At 62.7% G+C, this 14,476-nt stretch carries 19 protein-coding genes; 4 read left to right on the top strand and 15 right to left on the bottom strand.

The genetic code is table 11. From position 1 onward, the window contains the following. Positions 1-75: 75 nt before the first annotated feature. The 3 genes from ACFSOZ_RS20405 to ACFSOZ_RS20395 form a co-directional block, all read right to left on the bottom strand. Positions 76-507: a BA14K family protein gene (locus ACFSOZ_RS20405; RefSeq protein WP_379100859.1), complete on the bottom strand. Its 432-nt coding sequence runs from the start codon at positions 505-507 to the stop codon at positions 76-78. A 186-nt stretch (positions 508-693) separates the two neighbouring features. Beyond that, entirely contained in the window at positions 694-906 is a 213-nt protein-coding gene (locus tag ACFSOZ_RS20400) for a cold-shock protein (protein WP_013530020.1), read from the bottom strand. 349 nt (positions 907-1,255) lie between these two features. Then, the gene (locus ACFSOZ_RS20395; RefSeq protein WP_006202520.1) at positions 1,256-1,468 is read right to left on the bottom strand and encodes a cold-shock protein; all 213 of its coding nucleotides are present in this window, start codon (positions 1,466-1,468) and stop codon (positions 1,256-1,258) included. A gap of 502 nt (positions 1,469-1,970) precedes the next feature. On the opposite strand from ACFSOZ_RS20395, the gene ACFSOZ_RS20390 reads away from it, so the two are divergent. Beyond that, entirely contained in the window at positions 1,971-2,369 is a 399-nt protein-coding gene (locus ACFSOZ_RS20390; protein ID WP_379100856.1) for a Kazal-type serine protease inhibitor family protein, read from the top strand. Between the two features lie 169 nt (positions 2,370-2,538). Here ACFSOZ_RS20390 and ACFSOZ_RS20385 read toward each other — a convergent pair whose 3' ends face one another. The 5 genes from ACFSOZ_RS20385 to ACFSOZ_RS20365 all read right to left on the bottom strand — a co-directional run bounded on the left by ACFSOZ_RS20385 (position 2,539) and on the right by ACFSOZ_RS20365 (position 4,091). Continuing rightward, positions 2,539-2,763, bottom strand: coding sequence for a hypothetical protein (locus tag ACFSOZ_RS20385; protein ID WP_379100854.1), 225 nt, complete (start codon positions 2,761-2,763; stop codon positions 2,539-2,541). Positions 2,764-2,862: 99 nt separating this feature from the next. Then, the gene (locus ACFSOZ_RS20380) at positions 2,863-3,000 is read right to left on the bottom strand and encodes a hypothetical protein (protein ID WP_164482279.1); all 138 of its coding nucleotides are present in this window, start codon (positions 2,998-3,000) and stop codon (positions 2,863-2,865) included. Between the two features lie 128 nt (positions 3,001-3,128). Then, entirely contained in the window at positions 3,129-3,413 is a 285-nt protein-coding gene (locus tag ACFSOZ_RS20375) for a hypothetical protein (protein ID WP_379100851.1), read from the bottom strand. Next, positions 3,410-3,679: a hypothetical protein gene (locus tag ACFSOZ_RS20370; RefSeq protein WP_379100848.1), complete on the bottom strand. Its 270-nt coding sequence runs from the start codon at positions 3,677-3,679 to the stop codon at positions 3,410-3,412. Before ACFSOZ_RS20370 ends, ACFSOZ_RS20375 begins: the two co-directional genes overlap by 4 nt. Positions 3,680-3,884: 205 nt before the next feature. Beyond that, positions 3,885-4,091: a cold-shock protein gene (locus ACFSOZ_RS20365; protein WP_379100846.1), complete on the bottom strand. Its 207-nt coding sequence runs from the start codon at positions 4,089-4,091 to the stop codon at positions 3,885-3,887. Positions 4,092-4,417: 326 nt separating this feature from the next. Between ACFSOZ_RS20365 and ACFSOZ_RS20360 the strand changes: the two genes are divergently transcribed. Then, entirely contained in the window at positions 4,418-4,642 is a 225-nt protein-coding gene (locus ACFSOZ_RS20360; protein WP_379100843.1) for a hypothetical protein, read from the top strand. 185 nt (positions 4,643-4,827) lie between these two features. Next, entirely contained in the window at positions 4,828-6,462 is a 1,635-nt protein-coding gene (locus ACFSOZ_RS20355) for a tetratricopeptide repeat-containing sulfotransferase family protein (protein ID WP_379100841.1), read from the top strand. A gap of 9 nt (positions 6,463-6,471) precedes the next feature. On the opposite strand, the gene ACFSOZ_RS20350 is transcribed toward ACFSOZ_RS20355, so the two are convergent. Continuing rightward, positions 6,472-6,825 carry a DUF1428 domain-containing protein gene (locus ACFSOZ_RS20350; RefSeq protein WP_379100838.1) on the bottom strand — a complete coding sequence of 118 codons (354 nt, stop codon included), beginning with the start codon at positions 6,823-6,825 and terminating at the stop codon, positions 6,472-6,474. A gap of 106 nt (positions 6,826-6,931) precedes the next feature. Then, a complete protein-coding gene (locus ACFSOZ_RS20345) occupies positions 6,932-7,354 on the bottom strand; it encodes a VOC family protein (RefSeq protein ID WP_379100835.1) in 423 nt (140 codons plus the stop codon). Between the two features lie 239 nt (positions 7,355-7,593). Between ACFSOZ_RS20345 and ACFSOZ_RS20340 the strand changes: the two genes are divergently transcribed. Continuing rightward, positions 7,594-8,208 carry a glutathione S-transferase family protein gene (locus tag ACFSOZ_RS20340; protein WP_379100833.1) on the top strand — a complete coding sequence of 205 codons (615 nt, stop codon included), beginning with the start codon at positions 7,594-7,596 and terminating at the stop codon, positions 8,206-8,208. 27 nt (positions 8,209-8,235) lie between these two features. Here ACFSOZ_RS20340 and ACFSOZ_RS20335 read toward each other — a convergent pair whose 3' ends face one another. The 5 genes from ACFSOZ_RS20335 to uvrB all read right to left on the bottom strand — a co-directional run bounded on the left by ACFSOZ_RS20335 (position 8,236) and on the right by uvrB (position 14,420). Beyond that, positions 8,236-8,394, bottom strand: coding sequence for a hypothetical protein (locus ACFSOZ_RS20335; protein ID WP_379100830.1), 159 nt, complete (start codon positions 8,392-8,394; stop codon positions 8,236-8,238). A 94-nt stretch (positions 8,395-8,488) separates the two neighbouring features. Beyond that, on the bottom strand, positions 8,489-8,875 hold the full coding sequence (locus ACFSOZ_RS20330) for a nuclear transport factor 2 family protein (protein WP_379100827.1): 387 nt from the start codon (positions 8,873-8,875) through the stop codon (positions 8,489-8,491). A 111-nt stretch (positions 8,876-8,986) separates the two neighbouring features. Further along, positions 8,987-10,513 (bottom strand): ABC-F family ATP-binding cassette domain-containing protein, encoded by a 1,527-nt coding sequence (locus ACFSOZ_RS20325; RefSeq protein ID WP_379100824.1) that lies wholly within the window; start codon positions 10,511-10,513, stop codon positions 8,987-8,989. Between the two features lie 314 nt (positions 10,514-10,827). Further along, positions 10,828-11,163, bottom strand: coding sequence for a hypothetical protein (locus ACFSOZ_RS20320; protein WP_379100822.1), 336 nt, complete (start codon positions 11,161-11,163; stop codon positions 10,828-10,830). Between the two features lie 86 nt (positions 11,164-11,249). After that, positions 11,250-14,420: an excinuclease ABC subunit UvrB gene (gene uvrB / locus ACFSOZ_RS20315; protein WP_379100819.1), complete on the bottom strand. Its 3,171-nt coding sequence runs from the start codon at positions 14,418-14,420 to the stop codon at positions 11,250-11,252. Between the last annotated feature and the right edge of the window lie 56 nt (positions 14,421-14,476).

Below are 14,476 nucleotides of genomic sequence, written 5' to 3'. Positions count from 1 at the left end.
GCTTCGCGCTTTAAAGTTTTGTCTTTGTGCATGTCGTTATCCCAAAACCGCTGCGCACTTTTGGGCGACATGCACTCAGTTGGCCGTGCAGAAATGCTGCTCGCCGTCATTGCCAGTGAACGTGCCGGTGCGGGAGTTGAAGGTGCGGTAGCGGTCCGAGCAATAGTCATACCAGCCACGGGTCCACGGCTCGGCGTAGCCTTCATTGTAGACAACCCTCGGCTCCGCATAGTAGCGGCGGACCGGTGCCGGGCGCACCACGACGTCACGATCGTAATAACCGTCATCGTAGTAGCGGTCAGCGTAGGGCGGGGGTTGGTCATTGGCCAACGCGCCACCGATCAGCGCGCCGGCCGCAAGGCCGAGGACGCCGGCGGCGATCGCATCGCCGTTGCCGTGATGGCCGTGATGACGGCGCCAGTCACCCGCGTTGGCAGCGGGCAAGGTCGCGAGCGTGGTGGCGACCACGGCAGCGGACAGGACGGCGGTCTTGAAAATTCGGTTCATGTCTGTCTCCTTCGTACCGGCCCGGGCAGTTTCGGGGGATGCGGGCCGGCTTTACCAAAGACTAATATGCGACCGTGGCTGAATGGGGGCTGAACGGATTCGACGCGTCAATGTCAAAACGAGCGTCAAAGACCACTCAAGGGAGCGGAACTGTCCAACCGCCGCCGTCGCCTGTCAGAAGCCGGCTCAGCCGACCGACAGATTGACGGCTTTGGGGCCCTTGCCACGCTTGTCCGGCTCCGTGTCGAAGGACACTTTCTGGCCATCCTCGAGACCAGGAAGACCCGACGCCTGCACGGCTGAAATATGGACGAAAACATCCTTCGCGCCATCATCGGGCGTGATGAAGCCGAAGCCCTTGGCATGGTTGAAGAATTTGACGGTGCCGGTCTGCGGCATGGGAAGCTCCTTTGATCCCATAAAGTCCAGTCTCGGGCCGGCAAATGCCCGAGTGGAAATTTGTCCTTTATTTTAGCGCTATCGGCAAGAGAAAGTTTTGCAGGCCCCTGAAGCGCGTCGCGCTTGAAAGGATTCAGGCGCGACCCGCTTTAAGTCTTTGTTTTTATGCATGTCGTTGTTTCAAAGCCGCTGCGCGCTTCTGAACGGCATGCATTGGGCAGAACCCGTGGCATGAAAAAGGCGCGACGATAACCGCCGCGCCTTTCAAAAATTCAAATCCCTCTCCAAGCCAGGTCCAGGCATTGGAGCCTCCGTCGCGCGTCCGAGAGACGTGCGGCGTGCCGATGGCTCAGGCAGCGCGGAGGTTGACGGCCTTGGGGCCCTTGCCCATGCGATCCGGCTCGACGTCGAAGGTGACCTTCTGGCCGTCGACGAGCGTGCGCAGGCCGGAGGCCTCGATCGCGGAAATATGGACGAACACATCCTTGGCGCCGCCGTCGGGCGTGATGAAACCGAAGCCTTTGGTCGCGTTGAAGAATTTAACGGTGCCGGTCTGGGCCATTGGGGAAACTCCTTCACCCGTTCAGTCTGGTGGTCCTGCCCGCCGCCTGGCGCAATGGGCAAGTCCCGGTGGTTGCTTCGGCAGTCATGCATTGGCGCATGGTCAAACCCCCCGCCGAAAACGGGGCCGTCAGAGATTCACAGTATCGGGGAAAGGTCGTCCAAAACGTTCCGCTCTCCGGGTCGCAAATGCCCGAACACGGAATTTATCGCACGGAAACGTGAAGGTTGCAAGATAGCGCCGCGGGCCGCCACACTGGGCGCATCCCGACGCTGGATCGACTGACCTGAGCATCGATGCGGCTGGACATAGGCTTGGTTGCCGGCTGGGTCATCGGCCAGAACCGGGCCACGAATGGGCCAGATGCGATGGTGCCTGCGAGATGGGATGATAGCGGCCGCAGCCCCTGGCGGCGTTGCCGTGGGGGTGCGAACGGGGGTTGCATTTGGCAAGGGAATGGCGAGGATCGTCTTCCCGGGACGGGATCGAGGGAGAGATCAACATGAAGTTTCTGGCGGCAATCTTTTCGCGGCAAGGTTTTGCCGTCCTGTTCCTGTCGGCAATTCTTGGCGCCTGCACCGTCGTCGTCGACGAGGGACCAGGTCCGCGTCCGCCACGGCCCGAACCGCAATATTGCAGCAGGCAGTACGAGCCGGTCTGCGCCCGGCGCGGTGGCGACCGCCAGACCTTCGCCAATGCCTGCCTTGCCGACCGGGCCGGCTATCGCATCGTGCGCGACGGCCCGTGCCGCGACGGCGGTGGCGGTGGTGAAGAGCAGACGTTTTGCACCCGCGAATACGCTCCCGTGTGCGCGCGCCGGGATGGCGAACTGCGCACCTTCCCCAATTCCTGCGAAGCCCGCGCCGCGGACTATCGCGTCGTTGGCGACGGACCGTGCTGAGGGGGCTGGGCGTGTCTTGCCTTCCCCCCTTGTGAGAAGGCAGCGGAGCTCGGCCGGATGAGGCTGCCGGACGGCGTGAGGGGTGGAGTTTCTTCCAACCAACCGTCTCGGCGCTGCGCGCAGATCCGCCTTCCTCCACAAGGGGAGTAGGGAAAACCGAGGCGTTCGCTCACACCTCCGCCGGATAGGCTCCATCGGCCGGGCCGGCGTAGAGCTCGCTGCCGTTGTCGTCGGAAATGCGCAGGCGATCGGGGATTTGCGGCATGGCCAGCGTATGGAACAGCGCGGTGGCACCCTGCAGGGCGGCGCGCAGGTTCGGCGCTTCCAGCGACACCTTGTCGAGCGTGGCTTCGTCGGCGTCGCGCGACCGGTAGAACTCGATGACGAAGTTCAAGCGCGCCTCCGTGCGGGGGTGTGTTGCGCAGGCCTGTTGCGTCCAGTCTGCCGCCTCACACAGTGGGCGACGGGGGGCGCACGAGGCGCCCCTGGGCTGTCAGCCCTTCGACTTCGGCTTCAGGCTGCTCTCGGCCTGCTTGACCGACGAGCCGAACGGGGAGGCGGGTTTGGCCACGACCTTGTCCTTCTTCGGCTTGCGCGTTTCGCGGTTGCTTCGCTGTTGACCTTTGGACATGTCGTGCTCCTGGTGCGTGCTGGATTGGCTTTGCCAAAGCGCGTCTTACCCGACGCGCTTCAGAGTCATTGTTTGTACATGTCGTTGTCCCAAAACCGCTGCGCACTTTGGGCGACATGCACCAGGTCTCAGAGGACCGGGTTGTTGGCCACAGCCGGGTTGTCAGTAATAACCGGGTTGTCGGCCGGTTCGAGATTGTCTTCGGTGGTGACCCGCTCATGGGTCTCCTGCTCGCTGCGGATGCGGTATTGCGGCGAGCCATCCTTGACCGGCAGCCTGCTCTTGATCTGGAACAGTTCCGCGGTCTTCTGGACGAGACCGGTGCGGCTCTTCATGCGGACAGTCTGACCGATCGCAAACTGGTGCGAGGGCGTGTCGGTGCGCGGGCGCGCATTCTGCTGGAAACGGATCATGCTGCATTCTCCCGGTCGCGCTTCAGCGCTGTTTCGAGCTCGAGGTAGTCGATGGCGACAAGCTGGCTGGTAGTCGGATTTTTCACTGCCCTTGCCGGCAGATGGATGAAGGTGGCAACGCGGCGCCAGGCAAGCCGCGACATGCCCTCGATCACCTCTTCGTCGTGATCGATGTCGTAGTCGCCGGCCGGCAGCTGTCCCTCCAGTCCGCCGAGCACGAAGGGTGCAGCGAAATGGGCGATGGAGTGGGTGGTGCGGTCCGGCATTGTCTTACCTTGATGTTTCCGGCCTTGATGTTTTCCGGCATCAACCGGAAAGCAATTGCGCCTCGCGGCGCCACGTAAACAGCCGCCTGAAAGCAAAAAAAGCGGGGACGAGCCCCGCTTTCCTATTTCCGGCAATCGCTGGAAATAAGCCGCTTTCGAGAGCTGCCAGTACATCCGTGGTCAGCGTTCATCGAATTCGGCCGGATCAGATCAGTTGCAAATTGGCGGCCGACTCGCGGCCCTTGGTGTCACGCTCCAGGTCGAACTGCAGCTTCTGGCCTTCGGCGAGGCCAGGGAAGCCGGCGCGCTCCAGCGCGCTGACATGGACGAAAACGTCCTTGCCGCCATCGGTCGGCTGAATGAAGCCGAAGCCCTTCTGGCCATTGTAGAACTTCACGGTTCCGGTGTTCATGTGGGTCTTTCGAAGAATGAGAAATGGTCGCGGAGCGAATCTGCCGCGCGCCCGGTATCGATGATTGGAATGAGATTGGCGGGTCGAGAACCTCTGACGCCGCGATATGCCAATTCTGGCCCAAAGCGATCCTGCTTACATAGCTCGTCAGGCCCAATTGTTCAAGAAGATTTATAAAAAACACCCGGCTTCTCTGAAAAATAGATCGCTATAACCTTTTGAAAAATTCTGATAGGGATCAGGCGCTTCTAAAAAAATGCTTAGGATTATGCTGGGGCGATTGTCCCGGCACTTGTATTTTATTTATTGTCGAAAGGACAAAAGCCATGGTTTCCGTCAGAACCCCGAGAGGCACGACCGTAGCGATCAACCCGATCCTCAAGCCAGCCATCCTGCACGCCCTTGCCGTTGGCCCGAATGGCAAGCCGATGATCGTCAAGACAGCACGGCTGACCATCAGAAGCGATGAGGCGGCAAGGCGAACGATCGCTGATACCGACGGCACCTTGAGGCGGGCCAGACAGGTTGCCGAGACCAACCGGCTGATCTGATCGTCCACACCGTCTGAGGGGGCGCAAAACCACGCGAAGACTTGAACCTGTCGCGCCAATGGCCTAGATCGCGGCAGGCAGACAAACACGGCAGGTTTCCCATCAACAGAGATCAGAGAAGAGCGGCGGGTGCAGGAGCCAGATCTGGCGCTGGAGGACAGCCGCCGCTGGGGCTGGACCAGTACGTGCAGCAGGCACTGCAGCTGCACCAGGCCGGGCGCCGGCAGGAAGCCGAGGCGCTTTACCGTCAGGTGCTGGCGCGCAAGCCCAATCACGCGGCTGCGGCGCATTTCCTGGGCCTGCTGCTCCACCAGACCGGGCGCAGCGAAGAGGGACTGGATCTCATCGAACAGTCGGTGAGCCTGCAGCCGACGAATCCCGATTTCCTCAACAATTTCGGCACGGTCATGCGCGATCTCGGCCGCATCGCAGCGGCAATCGATTTCTTTCGCGGTGCGGTGGATATCCGGCCGGACCAGCTCGCGGCGCGCGACAATCTTGGTTCGTCACTGAAGCAGCTCGGCCAGTTCGAGGAGGCCGAAGAGATCTACCGCGGCACGCTCGGGCGCAATCCGTTCCATGCTCGTGCCCGCATCGGACTTGCTGAAACGCTGCAGGAAGCCGGGCGGCTGGACGAGGCGCTGGCCGTCTTTCGCGAGGCGCTGACCATTCGCCCGAAGGATGCCGACCTGCTGCACGGGTTGGGCGTCGGGCTGATGGAAAAGGGCAAGCTCGATGAAGCGGCCGATCATTTCCGGCAGGCGCTGGCGGTCAACCCCGGCATGGCGAGAGCCTGGCTGATGCTGACGCAGGTCAAGCGCCAGAAGGAACGCGATGCCGAACTGACCGGCATGGAGGCCCAGCATGCCAAGGCGCCGCAGGACAGTCTGGCGCGCATGCAGTTGTCCTTCGGCCTCGGCAAGGCCAATGACGATCTGAAAGACTATGGTAGGGCCTTCGATTATTTCGCCGAAGGCAATGCGATCCGCCGCAAGGGCATCGACTACGATCCGGCCAGGACGCGGGCCGAATTCGAGGCGATGAAGGCCACCTTCGATGCCGGCTTCTTCGAGAAACACCGGCCGAGCACGATCAGTGACGACACGCCGATCTTCGTCGTCGGCATGCCGCGATCCGGCACGACGCTGATCGAGCAGATCATCGCCAGCCACCCCCAGGTCTATGGCGCCGGCGAGCTCAGCATCCTGAAAACGGCGGTCGGCAAGCAGTTTCCGTTGTCCATGAAGGGCGGCTTTCCTGCAGGGATCGCCGACATGCCCGACAAGGCCTTTGCCGAGGCTGGCGAGGCGTATCTCGATATGCTGCACGCCCGCTATCCCGGCTTCAAGCATGTCACCGACAAGATGCCGGGCAACTTCCTGCTCGTCGGCTTCCTCCATCTGATGCTGCCGAAAGCGAAGATCGTCCATTGCGCGCGCGATGCGGCGGCGACGTGCCTGTCGATCTACAAGGTGCATTTCCGCGGCGACAGCCACCGCTACGGTTATGACCTCGGCGAGCTCGCCGATTTCCACAACCTCTACACCGACATCATGGCCCATTGGCATACCGTGCTGCCTGGGGTGGTGCATGATGTGCGCTACGAGGATTTCGTCGCCGACCAGGAAGGGCAGACGCGGGCGCTGATCGCCCATCTCGGCCTGCCATGGAACGATGCTGTGCTGTCGTTCCACGAAACCGACCGGCCGGTGCGTACGGCTTCCGCCGCACAGGTGCGCCAGCCGATGTATCAGGGCTCGGTCGATTTGTGGAAGCGCTATGGCGATCGGCTCAAGCCGCTGCTGGACAAGTTGGACTGACGCGGACGCCTACAGCTCCATGAACGGCTTGAAGCCGCCGAAGATCATGCGCTTGCCGTCGAACGGCATCGTCGCCCAGTCGGCCGTCAGGCGCGGGTCGGCCATCACCTTGGCCATGACGGCATCGCGACTTTCTCGCGATTCATAGGTGATCCAGGAAAAGACGACGATCTCGTCCTCCTTGGCCTGGACGGCGCGCGGGAACGAGGTGGTCTCGCCATAGGGCACGTCGTCGCCGACACATTCGACATAGGCGAGCGCGCCATGCTCCATCCAGACGATGCCGGCGGTGTTGGCGAGCTTCTTGTAGTCATCGAGTCTTGCCTTGGGCACGGCAAGCACGAAGCCATCGACATAGGACATGGTGGGTCTCCTTTGCTGAAATGAGCGCCGGGCCGGCAGGGCCCGGCGCAGATGAGCGCATCATTCCCTCACCTGCGGCTAGGGCGTTGCTGCTCAATGAGAAAAGCTACTTCACCGGTGCGTTCATCGCCCAGGCCACGCCGAACGGATCGTTCAGCTGACCCCAGCGGTCGCCCCAGAACATCACCTGCAATGGCGTGACCACCTCGCAGCCGGCATCGACGGCGCGCTGCCACCAGGCATTGATGTCGCCATCATCGAGATGGAGCTGCATGGTGTAGCCCTGCGCCTTTTGATGCGGATGGCCGTGCTCGGGATAGGCGTCGCAAAGCATCAGCGTCGAGCCGTTGATGTGAAGATGGATGTGCATGGTGCGGCCTTGTTCGTCGGCCGGATAGGCAAACACTTGCTCGGCGCCGAAGGCCTTCTTGTAGAATTCGGCGGCCTTGAAGGCGCCGTCTACCTGCAGATAAGGGGTCAATCCGCCGAGCACTTTCGCCGCGGGCTGAACGGGGGTCTGGTCAGTCATGTCTTGCTCCTCTTTGCGTTTGGCTGGCCTTGCGAACCATAGGACGCATGAGGTGACGGCAATCCTACATGGCCGTGGAAATTTTTCGCAAGCCGCCCGCTCAGACCTGGTAGCCGGTGGTTTCCAGCGGGAGCCGTGAAATGAACTTGCGTCGGCGGGCCTCAATCAGAGCGCAATTCTCGCGGCTCGCAGGATAGAACAGGTGGGCTACGTGGCTTCCTCACGCCCTCGAGACGACCATGATCCTCTATTACCAGACCCATTCGCCCTTCGCGCGCAAGGCGCTCGTTTTCGCTCACGAGGTCGGCATTGCCGATCGCCTCCAGGTCATTCATCACGAGACCAGTCCGACATTGCGCAATGCCAGCGTCTACGCCGAAAATCCACTCGGCAAGGTGCCGGTGCTGCTGCGGCCCGGTGCGTCGCCGATCTTCGATTCCGATGTCATCTGCGCCTACTTCGACACGCTGCACGACGGCCGCAAATTGCTACCGCAAGACGGTGAGGCGCGCTGGCAGGCGTTGCGGCTGCAGTCGGTCGCTCAGGGCCTGGCGCAGACGGGCATTGCCTTACGCTGGGAGACGGAGAGGAGACCCGAACAGCTGCGTTATGGTGCTCTTGCCGAAGGCTACCGGAAAAAGATCGAGGCAAGCTACGACTGGCTCGAAAGCGTGCTGGACGACGAAGCGCCGCTTCATGTCGGCCATATAGCCTTGGCCACCACGCTGTCCTGGATGGCGTTTCGTCATCTTCCGCCCTTTCGCTCGCGGGTGCGGCTGAGGCGCTGGTTCGAGGCTTTCGAAAAGCGGGCGTCGATGCAGGCGACGCCGCTTTCGGGCGATACGCATGATTGACCAACGGTCGCCTTTGGGCAGCCGGCGTCAACGACGCCGGCGGTTCTGCTCGTCGAAGATTTCCGGAAAGCCGATGTCCTTGCGCAATTCGATCGGCAGAGAAAGCAGGGCGCGCTCGCTGCGATAGCGGGCGCGGGCCGCCGCGTAACGGGTCGCGATGCGACCGATGGATGACAGGTTGAACATGATGCATTCTCCTTGCTTGAAGCCGGCATCATCGTGTCGGCATCCCAAGGACGAGGCGGGTTCAGGCGCCCCGACAGGTCGTCGAAATTTTTCTTCAGATGACCGAGGCGGCCAGCGCCGTGTCGTAATATTCCACCATCTCGACGATCTTGCCGTCGCGGACCGTCCAGAAATCAGCGGTACGCATGACAAGCTCCTGGCCGGTGGTTTTGCGCGTCAAATGGATTTCGACCTGCGCCGCAATCCTGTCGCCGCCGTCGATGATGTCCACCGGGACGAAGCTCCGATAATCGAAATCACTGTCCAGCGCCATGAGGCGGGCAAGGAACTCCTGCTTGCCGTTGCCTGCCGCGATGAAAGGTGCCTGCGGTTCGGCGACCCAGCGGAAGACGATATCATCGGCGCAGTCGACCAGCGCGCCCTCAATGTCGCGTTTTGCATAAGCATCATACAGGTTCTTGACGACGTCCACCCCGCGCATGACCGGTATCCTCCCTCGGTTTGCGAAATCTCAGGATGCGCCTTTTGCGGCCACCGGGGAAGTGTGGCCGGCAGCACTCGAATGCCGGCCCGGCGGACGCCTGGCCTTTCTTCAGCCGGTGCCCTCGGCCACCGAGCGGAAGAAATCCTCCGGGTCCTCGACTTCGGTCAGCCGCCGCTTCTCGATCAGCCAGAAGCGGTTGCCGATGGCGCGGATGAAGGAGCGGTCGTGCGAGGCGAGCACGCAGCTTGCCTGATGCGCCAGCAGCTCTGCCTCCAGCGCTTCCTGGCCATCTATGTCGAGATGGTTGGTCGGCTCATCGAGCAGATAGAAGTTGGGGTTGGCGAGCCTGAGCGCCAGCATCATCAGCCGCGCCTTTTGGCCGCCCGACAGCACGCCGATCCTCCGCTCCTGCATGTCGATGCCGACGCCGGCACCGGCGAGCAGCGAGCGCGCGCGCTGTTCGGCGACATCGTAGCGGCGCGAAACCATCGCCAGCGGCGTGTCGTCGCCGCTGATGCCGGACAGCGCCTGGTCGCTGTAGCCGAGTACGGTCGACGGCGTCACCTTCACGTTCTGCACGGCTTCAGGCTCAAGGATGGCGTTGCGGATCAGGGTGACAAAGCGCGACTTGCCGACGCCGTTGCGGCCGAGCAGGACGATGCGGTCGCCTTGGCAGATGTGGCGCTTGCCGGTCCTGAACAGCAGCGCGCCGTCGGGTGTTTCCACCGCCGCGTCGTCGAGCGTGATCAGCACCTTGGCGTGGGTGCCGCGATTGGCGAGCCGGATCGCACCGGCCGATTTCTCGCGATGCGCTGGAGCCGCCGCCTCTTCCAGGCGCTCCGCGCGCTGGTTGAGCTGCTTGGTCTTGACCGTCAAAAGGTCGCTGCCCGAATTGATGCCGATGTTGTTGAGCTTGGCGGCCTGCCGGCGCAATTGCTGCGCCACCTTCATGTCGCGCTGGAATTTTCGCTCGGTCGAAGCGTCGACGTCGTCGAGCGCCTGTCTTGCCCGGGAGTAGGGCAGCGCAAATACGGGCGACTGTTCCGGGCGCAGGAACAGCGTCCGGTTGGTGGTGGCGTCGAGGAAGGCGCGGTCATGGCTGGCGATCACCACCGGCACCTCGCGCGGCAGCGTGTTCAGCCAGGTCTCGAGCTGGCTGATCCTGGCCAGGTCGAGATGGTTGGTCGGCTCGTCGAGCAGCAGCACATCCGGATCGGTGACCCAGACGCGGGCGATCAGCGCCAGCCTCTGCCAGCCGCCGCTCAGCGCCTGCATTTCTCGCTCGCGCATCGGCTCCGGCACGTCGAGCGAATCGAGAACGACGTCGACCCGCCACAGCTCGCTTTCGGCCTGCTCCGGCGGCAAGGCGTCGGCCACCACCTGATGGAACATGCGGCTCAGAAGGGCAGGAGCAACGGACTGTTCGACATGGCCGACGCGCAGGCCGCGCGTGCGGGTGATGTCGCCGGAGGTCGGTTCCATCTCGCCGGTCAGGCATTTGAGCAAAGTCGACTTGCCGCGGCCGTTGGCGGCAACGATGCCGAGCCGGTCGCCGGCGCCGATGGTGAGGTCGAGATTGGCAAAGAGCGGCGCACTCATGGTGACGCCGAGGGATTTGAGGCTGATCAGGGCCATTGTGATTTCTCTGGTCTTGCCGGAGACAGCTCCGGATGCACTTTGACGGTGCGCGTGCTGGCCATCAGAACAGGCGTCGCAGCACCATGAAGGGCAGACCAAAAAATCGAAGCGGGAAAAACCCGGACCGTCCCTGGTCAGCCCTGCAAGCTAGCTCGCAGGGCAGAAATCGGGCCACGCTGACGATGGTGACGATGAAACGTGAACACGTGAGCCCTCCTTTCAAGACAAGACGTTGAGTGTGCGGAGCGATTACACCAAAGGCGGGGGTGGAAGCAAGTGGGCCAAGGACGGTGGGCAATCGGCGGCTACCGTCACACCGATCTTAAGTGGCCTCCGCTTACTCCGTACTCCTTGTTCAAGTCGAGTAGGAAATGCCCGAACACCGTTCTTCTGCCAAGGTCAACAACGATCACAAGAAGGGCGTTGAATCTGCCGGTGCCAATCAAAACTTGGTCAAACCGGTTTTGGGCATCCCGGTAGACGTAGTGGACATCGTTCAGATAGGGCAGCCCGATCTCATCCAGATCCAGCGCTTCGACATATGGCCATATGTCCACTGCAGCCTCTGCCGCCGCGGTTACGTTCGTCATAGGCTCGGCAAAGCAAGCCTTGAACTCGTCTTCCTGAAGTCTGCGAGTGACGATCATCGCGCATTCTAGTGGCTGGCGTCGGAAGTTTCGCAACGGTGGCAGACGGGTACTTCCTTCTCCCACAAGGAGAGAAGGGAAAAGCTCTACTTCCCCGGCCGCCCTGTCTTGCCGGGTCGGCGCTTTTCGCGGCGGGCGTCGCCTGGATCCTCGTAAGAGCCGATGCCGGCGCGCTGGCGGACGATTGGTTTACCGTCGCGTTCCTTCGCGCCCCCCTCTGCCCTGCCGGGCATCTCCCCCACATGGGGGGAGATCGGCTGTGGCTTTGCCGGCACTTTCCCTTCAACCGGCTTTTCCGTGCGCCGCACCGTCATCTCGTCGAGCGAGTTCTTTTTGAATAGCGGCTTTGCCGGCTCGCCGGGAATGCCGAAGTCGGAACCATGCGCCTCTTCGGCCGACTGTTTCTTGAACAGCGAGCGCGACACGGCACCTGCCGGCGTCGGCATGTCGGTGCCCGGCCCCATGTCGTCAATCGAGGGTTTGGCGAACAACGGCTTCTTCACCGGCACGGCGCCATCGGCGCCCATCTCGTCAAGCGCTGGCTTGCGGAAGAGGTTGGACCGGTCAGCCCTGGCGGCCTCTTCGGCGGCACGTGCTTCGTCGAGCTTGCGAAAACGCTCCTGTTCCTCTGATGTACGGTGTTTGGCCACGCCCTTGTTGTGCTTGCCCTTTTCGCGGCCCGAAACCGGGCTTTCCATGTCGGCATATTTGGCCAACGGGTCTTCGGAGATGGACAGTTCCATCTCGCGCAGGCGCTTGATCTCGTCGCGGATGCGGGCTGCCTTCTCGAAGTCGAGATTAGCGGCGGCGTCACGCATCTGTTTCTCCATCGCGTCGAGATGGGCCTTGAGGTTGTTGCCCATCATGGCGCCGGCGCTGTCGGTGAACTGCGAGATGTCGGCGCGGACGTGGTCTTTCTCATAGACGGAATCGAGAATGTCGGAGATGCGCGACTTCACCGATTCCGGCGTGATGCCGTTGGCGGCGTTCCACTCCATCTGCTTTTCGCGGCGGCGGCTGGTCTCGGCCATCGCCCGTTCCATCGAGCCGGTGACCTGGTCGGCGTAGAGAATGACCTTGCCGTCGACATTGCGGGCGGCGCGGCCGATGGTCTGGATCAGCGAGGTTTCCGAACGCAAAAAACCTTCCTTGTCGGCATCGAGAATGGCGACGAAGCCGCATTCGGGAATGTCGAGGCCCTCGCGCAGCAGGTTGATGCCGACCAGCACGTCGAAGGCGCCGAGCCGCAGGTCACGCAGGATCTCGATGCGCTCCAGCGTGTCGATGTCGGAGTGCATGTAGCGCACGCGCACGCCTTGTTCGTGCAAATATTCGGTCAGGTCCTCGGCCATCCGCTTGGTCAGCACCGTCACCAGCGTACGGTAGCCGGCCTTGGTGGTCTCGCGGATCTCGCCGACGACATCGTCGACCTGGCTTTTCGCCGGGCGCACTTCAACCGGCGGGTCGATCAGCCCGGTCGGGCGGATGACCTGCTCGGCGAAGACGCCGCCGGCCTGCTCCATTTCCCAGCCGCCCGGCGTCGCCGAGACGGCGACGGAAAGCGGCCGCATGGCGTCCCATTCCTCGAAGCGCAGCGGCCGGTTGTCCATGCAGGACGGCAGGCGGAAGCCGTATTCGGCCAGCGTCGCCTTGCGCCTGAAGTCGCCGCGATACATGCCGCCGATCTGCGGCACAGTGACGTGGCTTTCGTCGATGAAGACCAGCGCATTGTCGGGAATGTATTCAAACAGCGTCGGCGGCGGATCGCCCGGCTGGCGGCCAGTCAGATAGCGCGAATAGTTCTCGATGCCGGCGCAGGAGCCGGTGGCTTCGAGCATCTCCAGATCGAAGCGGCAGCGCTGTTCCAGCCGCTGCGCCTCCAGCAGCCGGCCGGCGCGCTCGAGTTCCACCAGCCGGTGCTTGAGCTCTTCCTTGATCGACTTGATCGCCTGGTTGAGGGTCGGGCGCGGCGTCACATAGTGCGAGTTGGCGTAGATCTTGACGCTTTTCAGTTCGCCGGTCTTCTGGCCGGTCAGCGGGTCGAACTCGGTGATCTGCTCGATCTCGTCGCCGAACATCGAGATGCGCCAGGCGCGATCCTCAAGGTGGGCAGGGAAGATCTCGATCGTGTCGCCGCGCACGCGGAACGAGCCGCGGACGAAGTTGATGTCCTGTCGCTTGTATTGCTGGGCGACGAGGTCGGCGAGCAGCGCGCGCTGGTCGAGCCGGTCGCCGATCTGCATCTGGAAGGTCATCGCCGTGTAGGTTTCGACCGAGCCGATACCGTAGATGCAGGACACCGAGGCGACGATGATGACGTCGTCGCGCTCGAGCAGCGAGCGCGTCGCCGAATGGCGCATGCGATCGATCTGCTCGTTGATCGAGGACTCCTTCTCGATGAAGGTGTCGGTGCGCGGGACGTAGGCTTCCGGCTGGTAGTAGTCGTAATAGGAGACGAAATACTCGACGGCGTTTTCCGGGAAGAATTTCTTGAACTCGGAATAGAGCTGCGCGGCCAGCGTCTTGTTCGGCGCCAGGATCAGGGCAGGGCGCTGCGTCTGCTCGATCACCTTGGCCATGGTGAAGGTCTTTCCGGAGCCGGTGACGCCGAGCAGCACCTGGGTGCGGTCGCTGTTGTCGACGCCTTCGACCAGGTCCTTGATCGCCGTCGGCTGGTCGCCGGCCGGCTCGAAATCCGACACCATCTTGATGGCGATGCCACCCTCGGATTTTTCCGGGCGGGCAGGGCGGTGCGGCGTCCACAGCACGCCGTCCTTGTGCAGGGGATTGCCGGATTCGATCAGCGCCGACAGCGCGGCCACCGTGGCGGTGACGCTGCCCGAGGCCATCGTCTCGGCGTCTTCCAGCGAAATGTCGAGGCCTGCGACCGGATTGAGGCCGGCGGCGGTGCGTTCCCTGGCGGTTGCCGCGCCACCCATAGAGGTGCCGCGCGAACTGCGGCCCGGCGAAGACGAGCGCTCGGGTATCTTTTTCGATGGCTTCGGCGACTTGCCGGCGTCACCCTTGCCGACGAGACGTCCTTCCTTTTCGGCCTCCTGCTCGATCTGCTCGGCCCAATCGGCGATCGAACCGGTCAGCGGGGTGCCCGACAGCTCAGGCTGCGGCATCTCGGCGAAGCCGCCTCTGTGCAGCGGCTCTGAGGCGTCGAGGAAATCAGTCAGCGGGCTGCGCCGCTTCGGCGCGGCGCGGTCGTCATTCGCCGTCGGCGGCGTTTTTTTATCGGGGGATTTGGCCATGTCCCGAATATGGGAGGTCTTGGCCAAAATGGAAAGAGTGCGGTGGGGACAGGCGT

This window comes from Mesorhizobium newzealandense, from assembly GCF_042682145.1.
GTDB classification, from domain to species: domain Bacteria; phylum Pseudomonadota; class Alphaproteobacteria; order Rhizobiales; family Rhizobiaceae; genus Mesorhizobium; species Mesorhizobium newzealandense.
Note: the sequence above shows the minus strand (reverse complement) of the source record. Positions and strands in the feature narration are given on the sequence as shown.

What these genes read in the sequence shown, in the direction of transcription:
- ACFSOZ_RS20345 (WP_379100835.1), bottom strand. Translation starts at nt 7,354, where the DNA reads ATGACTGACCAGACCCCCGTTCAGCCCGCGGCGAAAGTGCTCGGCGGA.
- ACFSOZ_RS20360 (WP_379100843.1), top strand. Translation starts at nt 4,418, where the DNA reads ATGGTTTCCGTCAGAACCCCGAGAGGCACGACCGTAGCGATCAACCCG.
- ACFSOZ_RS20340 (WP_379100833.1), top strand. Translation starts at nt 7,594, where the DNA reads ATGATCCTCTATTACCAGACCCATTCGCCCTTCGCGCGCAAGGCGCTC.
- ACFSOZ_RS20365 (WP_379100846.1), bottom strand. Translation starts at nt 4,091, where the DNA reads ATGAACACCGGAACCGTGAAGTTCTACAATGGCCAGAAGGGCTTCGGC.
- ACFSOZ_RS20325 (WP_379100824.1), bottom strand. Translation starts at nt 10,513, where the DNA reads ATGGCCCTGATCAGCCTCAAATCCCTCGGCGTCACCATGAGTGCGCCG.
- ACFSOZ_RS20390 (WP_379100856.1), top strand. Translation starts at nt 1,971, where the DNA reads ATGAAGTTTCTGGCGGCAATCTTTTCGCGGCAAGGTTTTGCCGTCCTG.
- ACFSOZ_RS20370 (WP_379100848.1), bottom strand. Translation starts at nt 3,679, where the DNA reads ATGCCGGACCGCACCACCCACTCCATCGCCCATTTCGCTGCACCCTTC.
- ACFSOZ_RS20405 (WP_379100859.1), bottom strand. Translation starts at nt 507, where the DNA reads ATGAACCGAATTTTCAAGACCGCCGTCCTGTCCGCTGCCGTGGTCGCC.
- ACFSOZ_RS20320 (WP_379100822.1), bottom strand. Translation starts at nt 11,163, where the DNA reads ATGATCGTCACTCGCAGACTTCAGGAAGACGAGTTCAAGGCTTGCTTT.
- ACFSOZ_RS20335 (WP_379100830.1), bottom strand. Translation starts at nt 8,394, where the DNA reads ATGTTCAACCTGTCATCCATCGGTCGCATCGCGACCCGTTACGCGGCG.
- uvrB (WP_379100819.1), bottom strand. Translation starts at nt 14,420, where the DNA reads ATGGCCAAATCCCCCGATAAAAAAACGCCGCCGACGGCGAATGACGAC.
- ACFSOZ_RS20375 (WP_379100851.1), bottom strand. Translation starts at nt 3,413, where the DNA reads ATGATCCGTTTCCAGCAGAATGCGCGCCCGCGCACCGACACGCCCTCG.
- ACFSOZ_RS20380 (WP_164482279.1), bottom strand. Translation starts at nt 3,000, where the DNA reads ATGTCCAAAGGTCAACAGCGAAGCAACCGCGAAACGCGCAAGCCGAAG.
- ACFSOZ_RS20400 (WP_013530020.1), bottom strand. Translation starts at nt 906, where the DNA reads ATGCCGCAGACCGGCACCGTCAAATTCTTCAACCATGCCAAGGGCTTC.
- ACFSOZ_RS20395 (WP_006202520.1), bottom strand. Translation starts at nt 1,468, where the DNA reads ATGGCCCAGACCGGCACCGTTAAATTCTTCAACGCGACCAAAGGCTTC.
- ACFSOZ_RS20350 (WP_379100838.1), bottom strand. Translation starts at nt 6,825, where the DNA reads ATGTCCTATGTCGATGGCTTCGTGCTTGCCGTGCCCAAGGCAAGACTC.
- ACFSOZ_RS20330 (WP_379100827.1), bottom strand. Translation starts at nt 8,875, where the DNA reads ATGCGCGGGGTGGACGTCGTCAAGAACCTGTATGATGCTTATGCAAAA.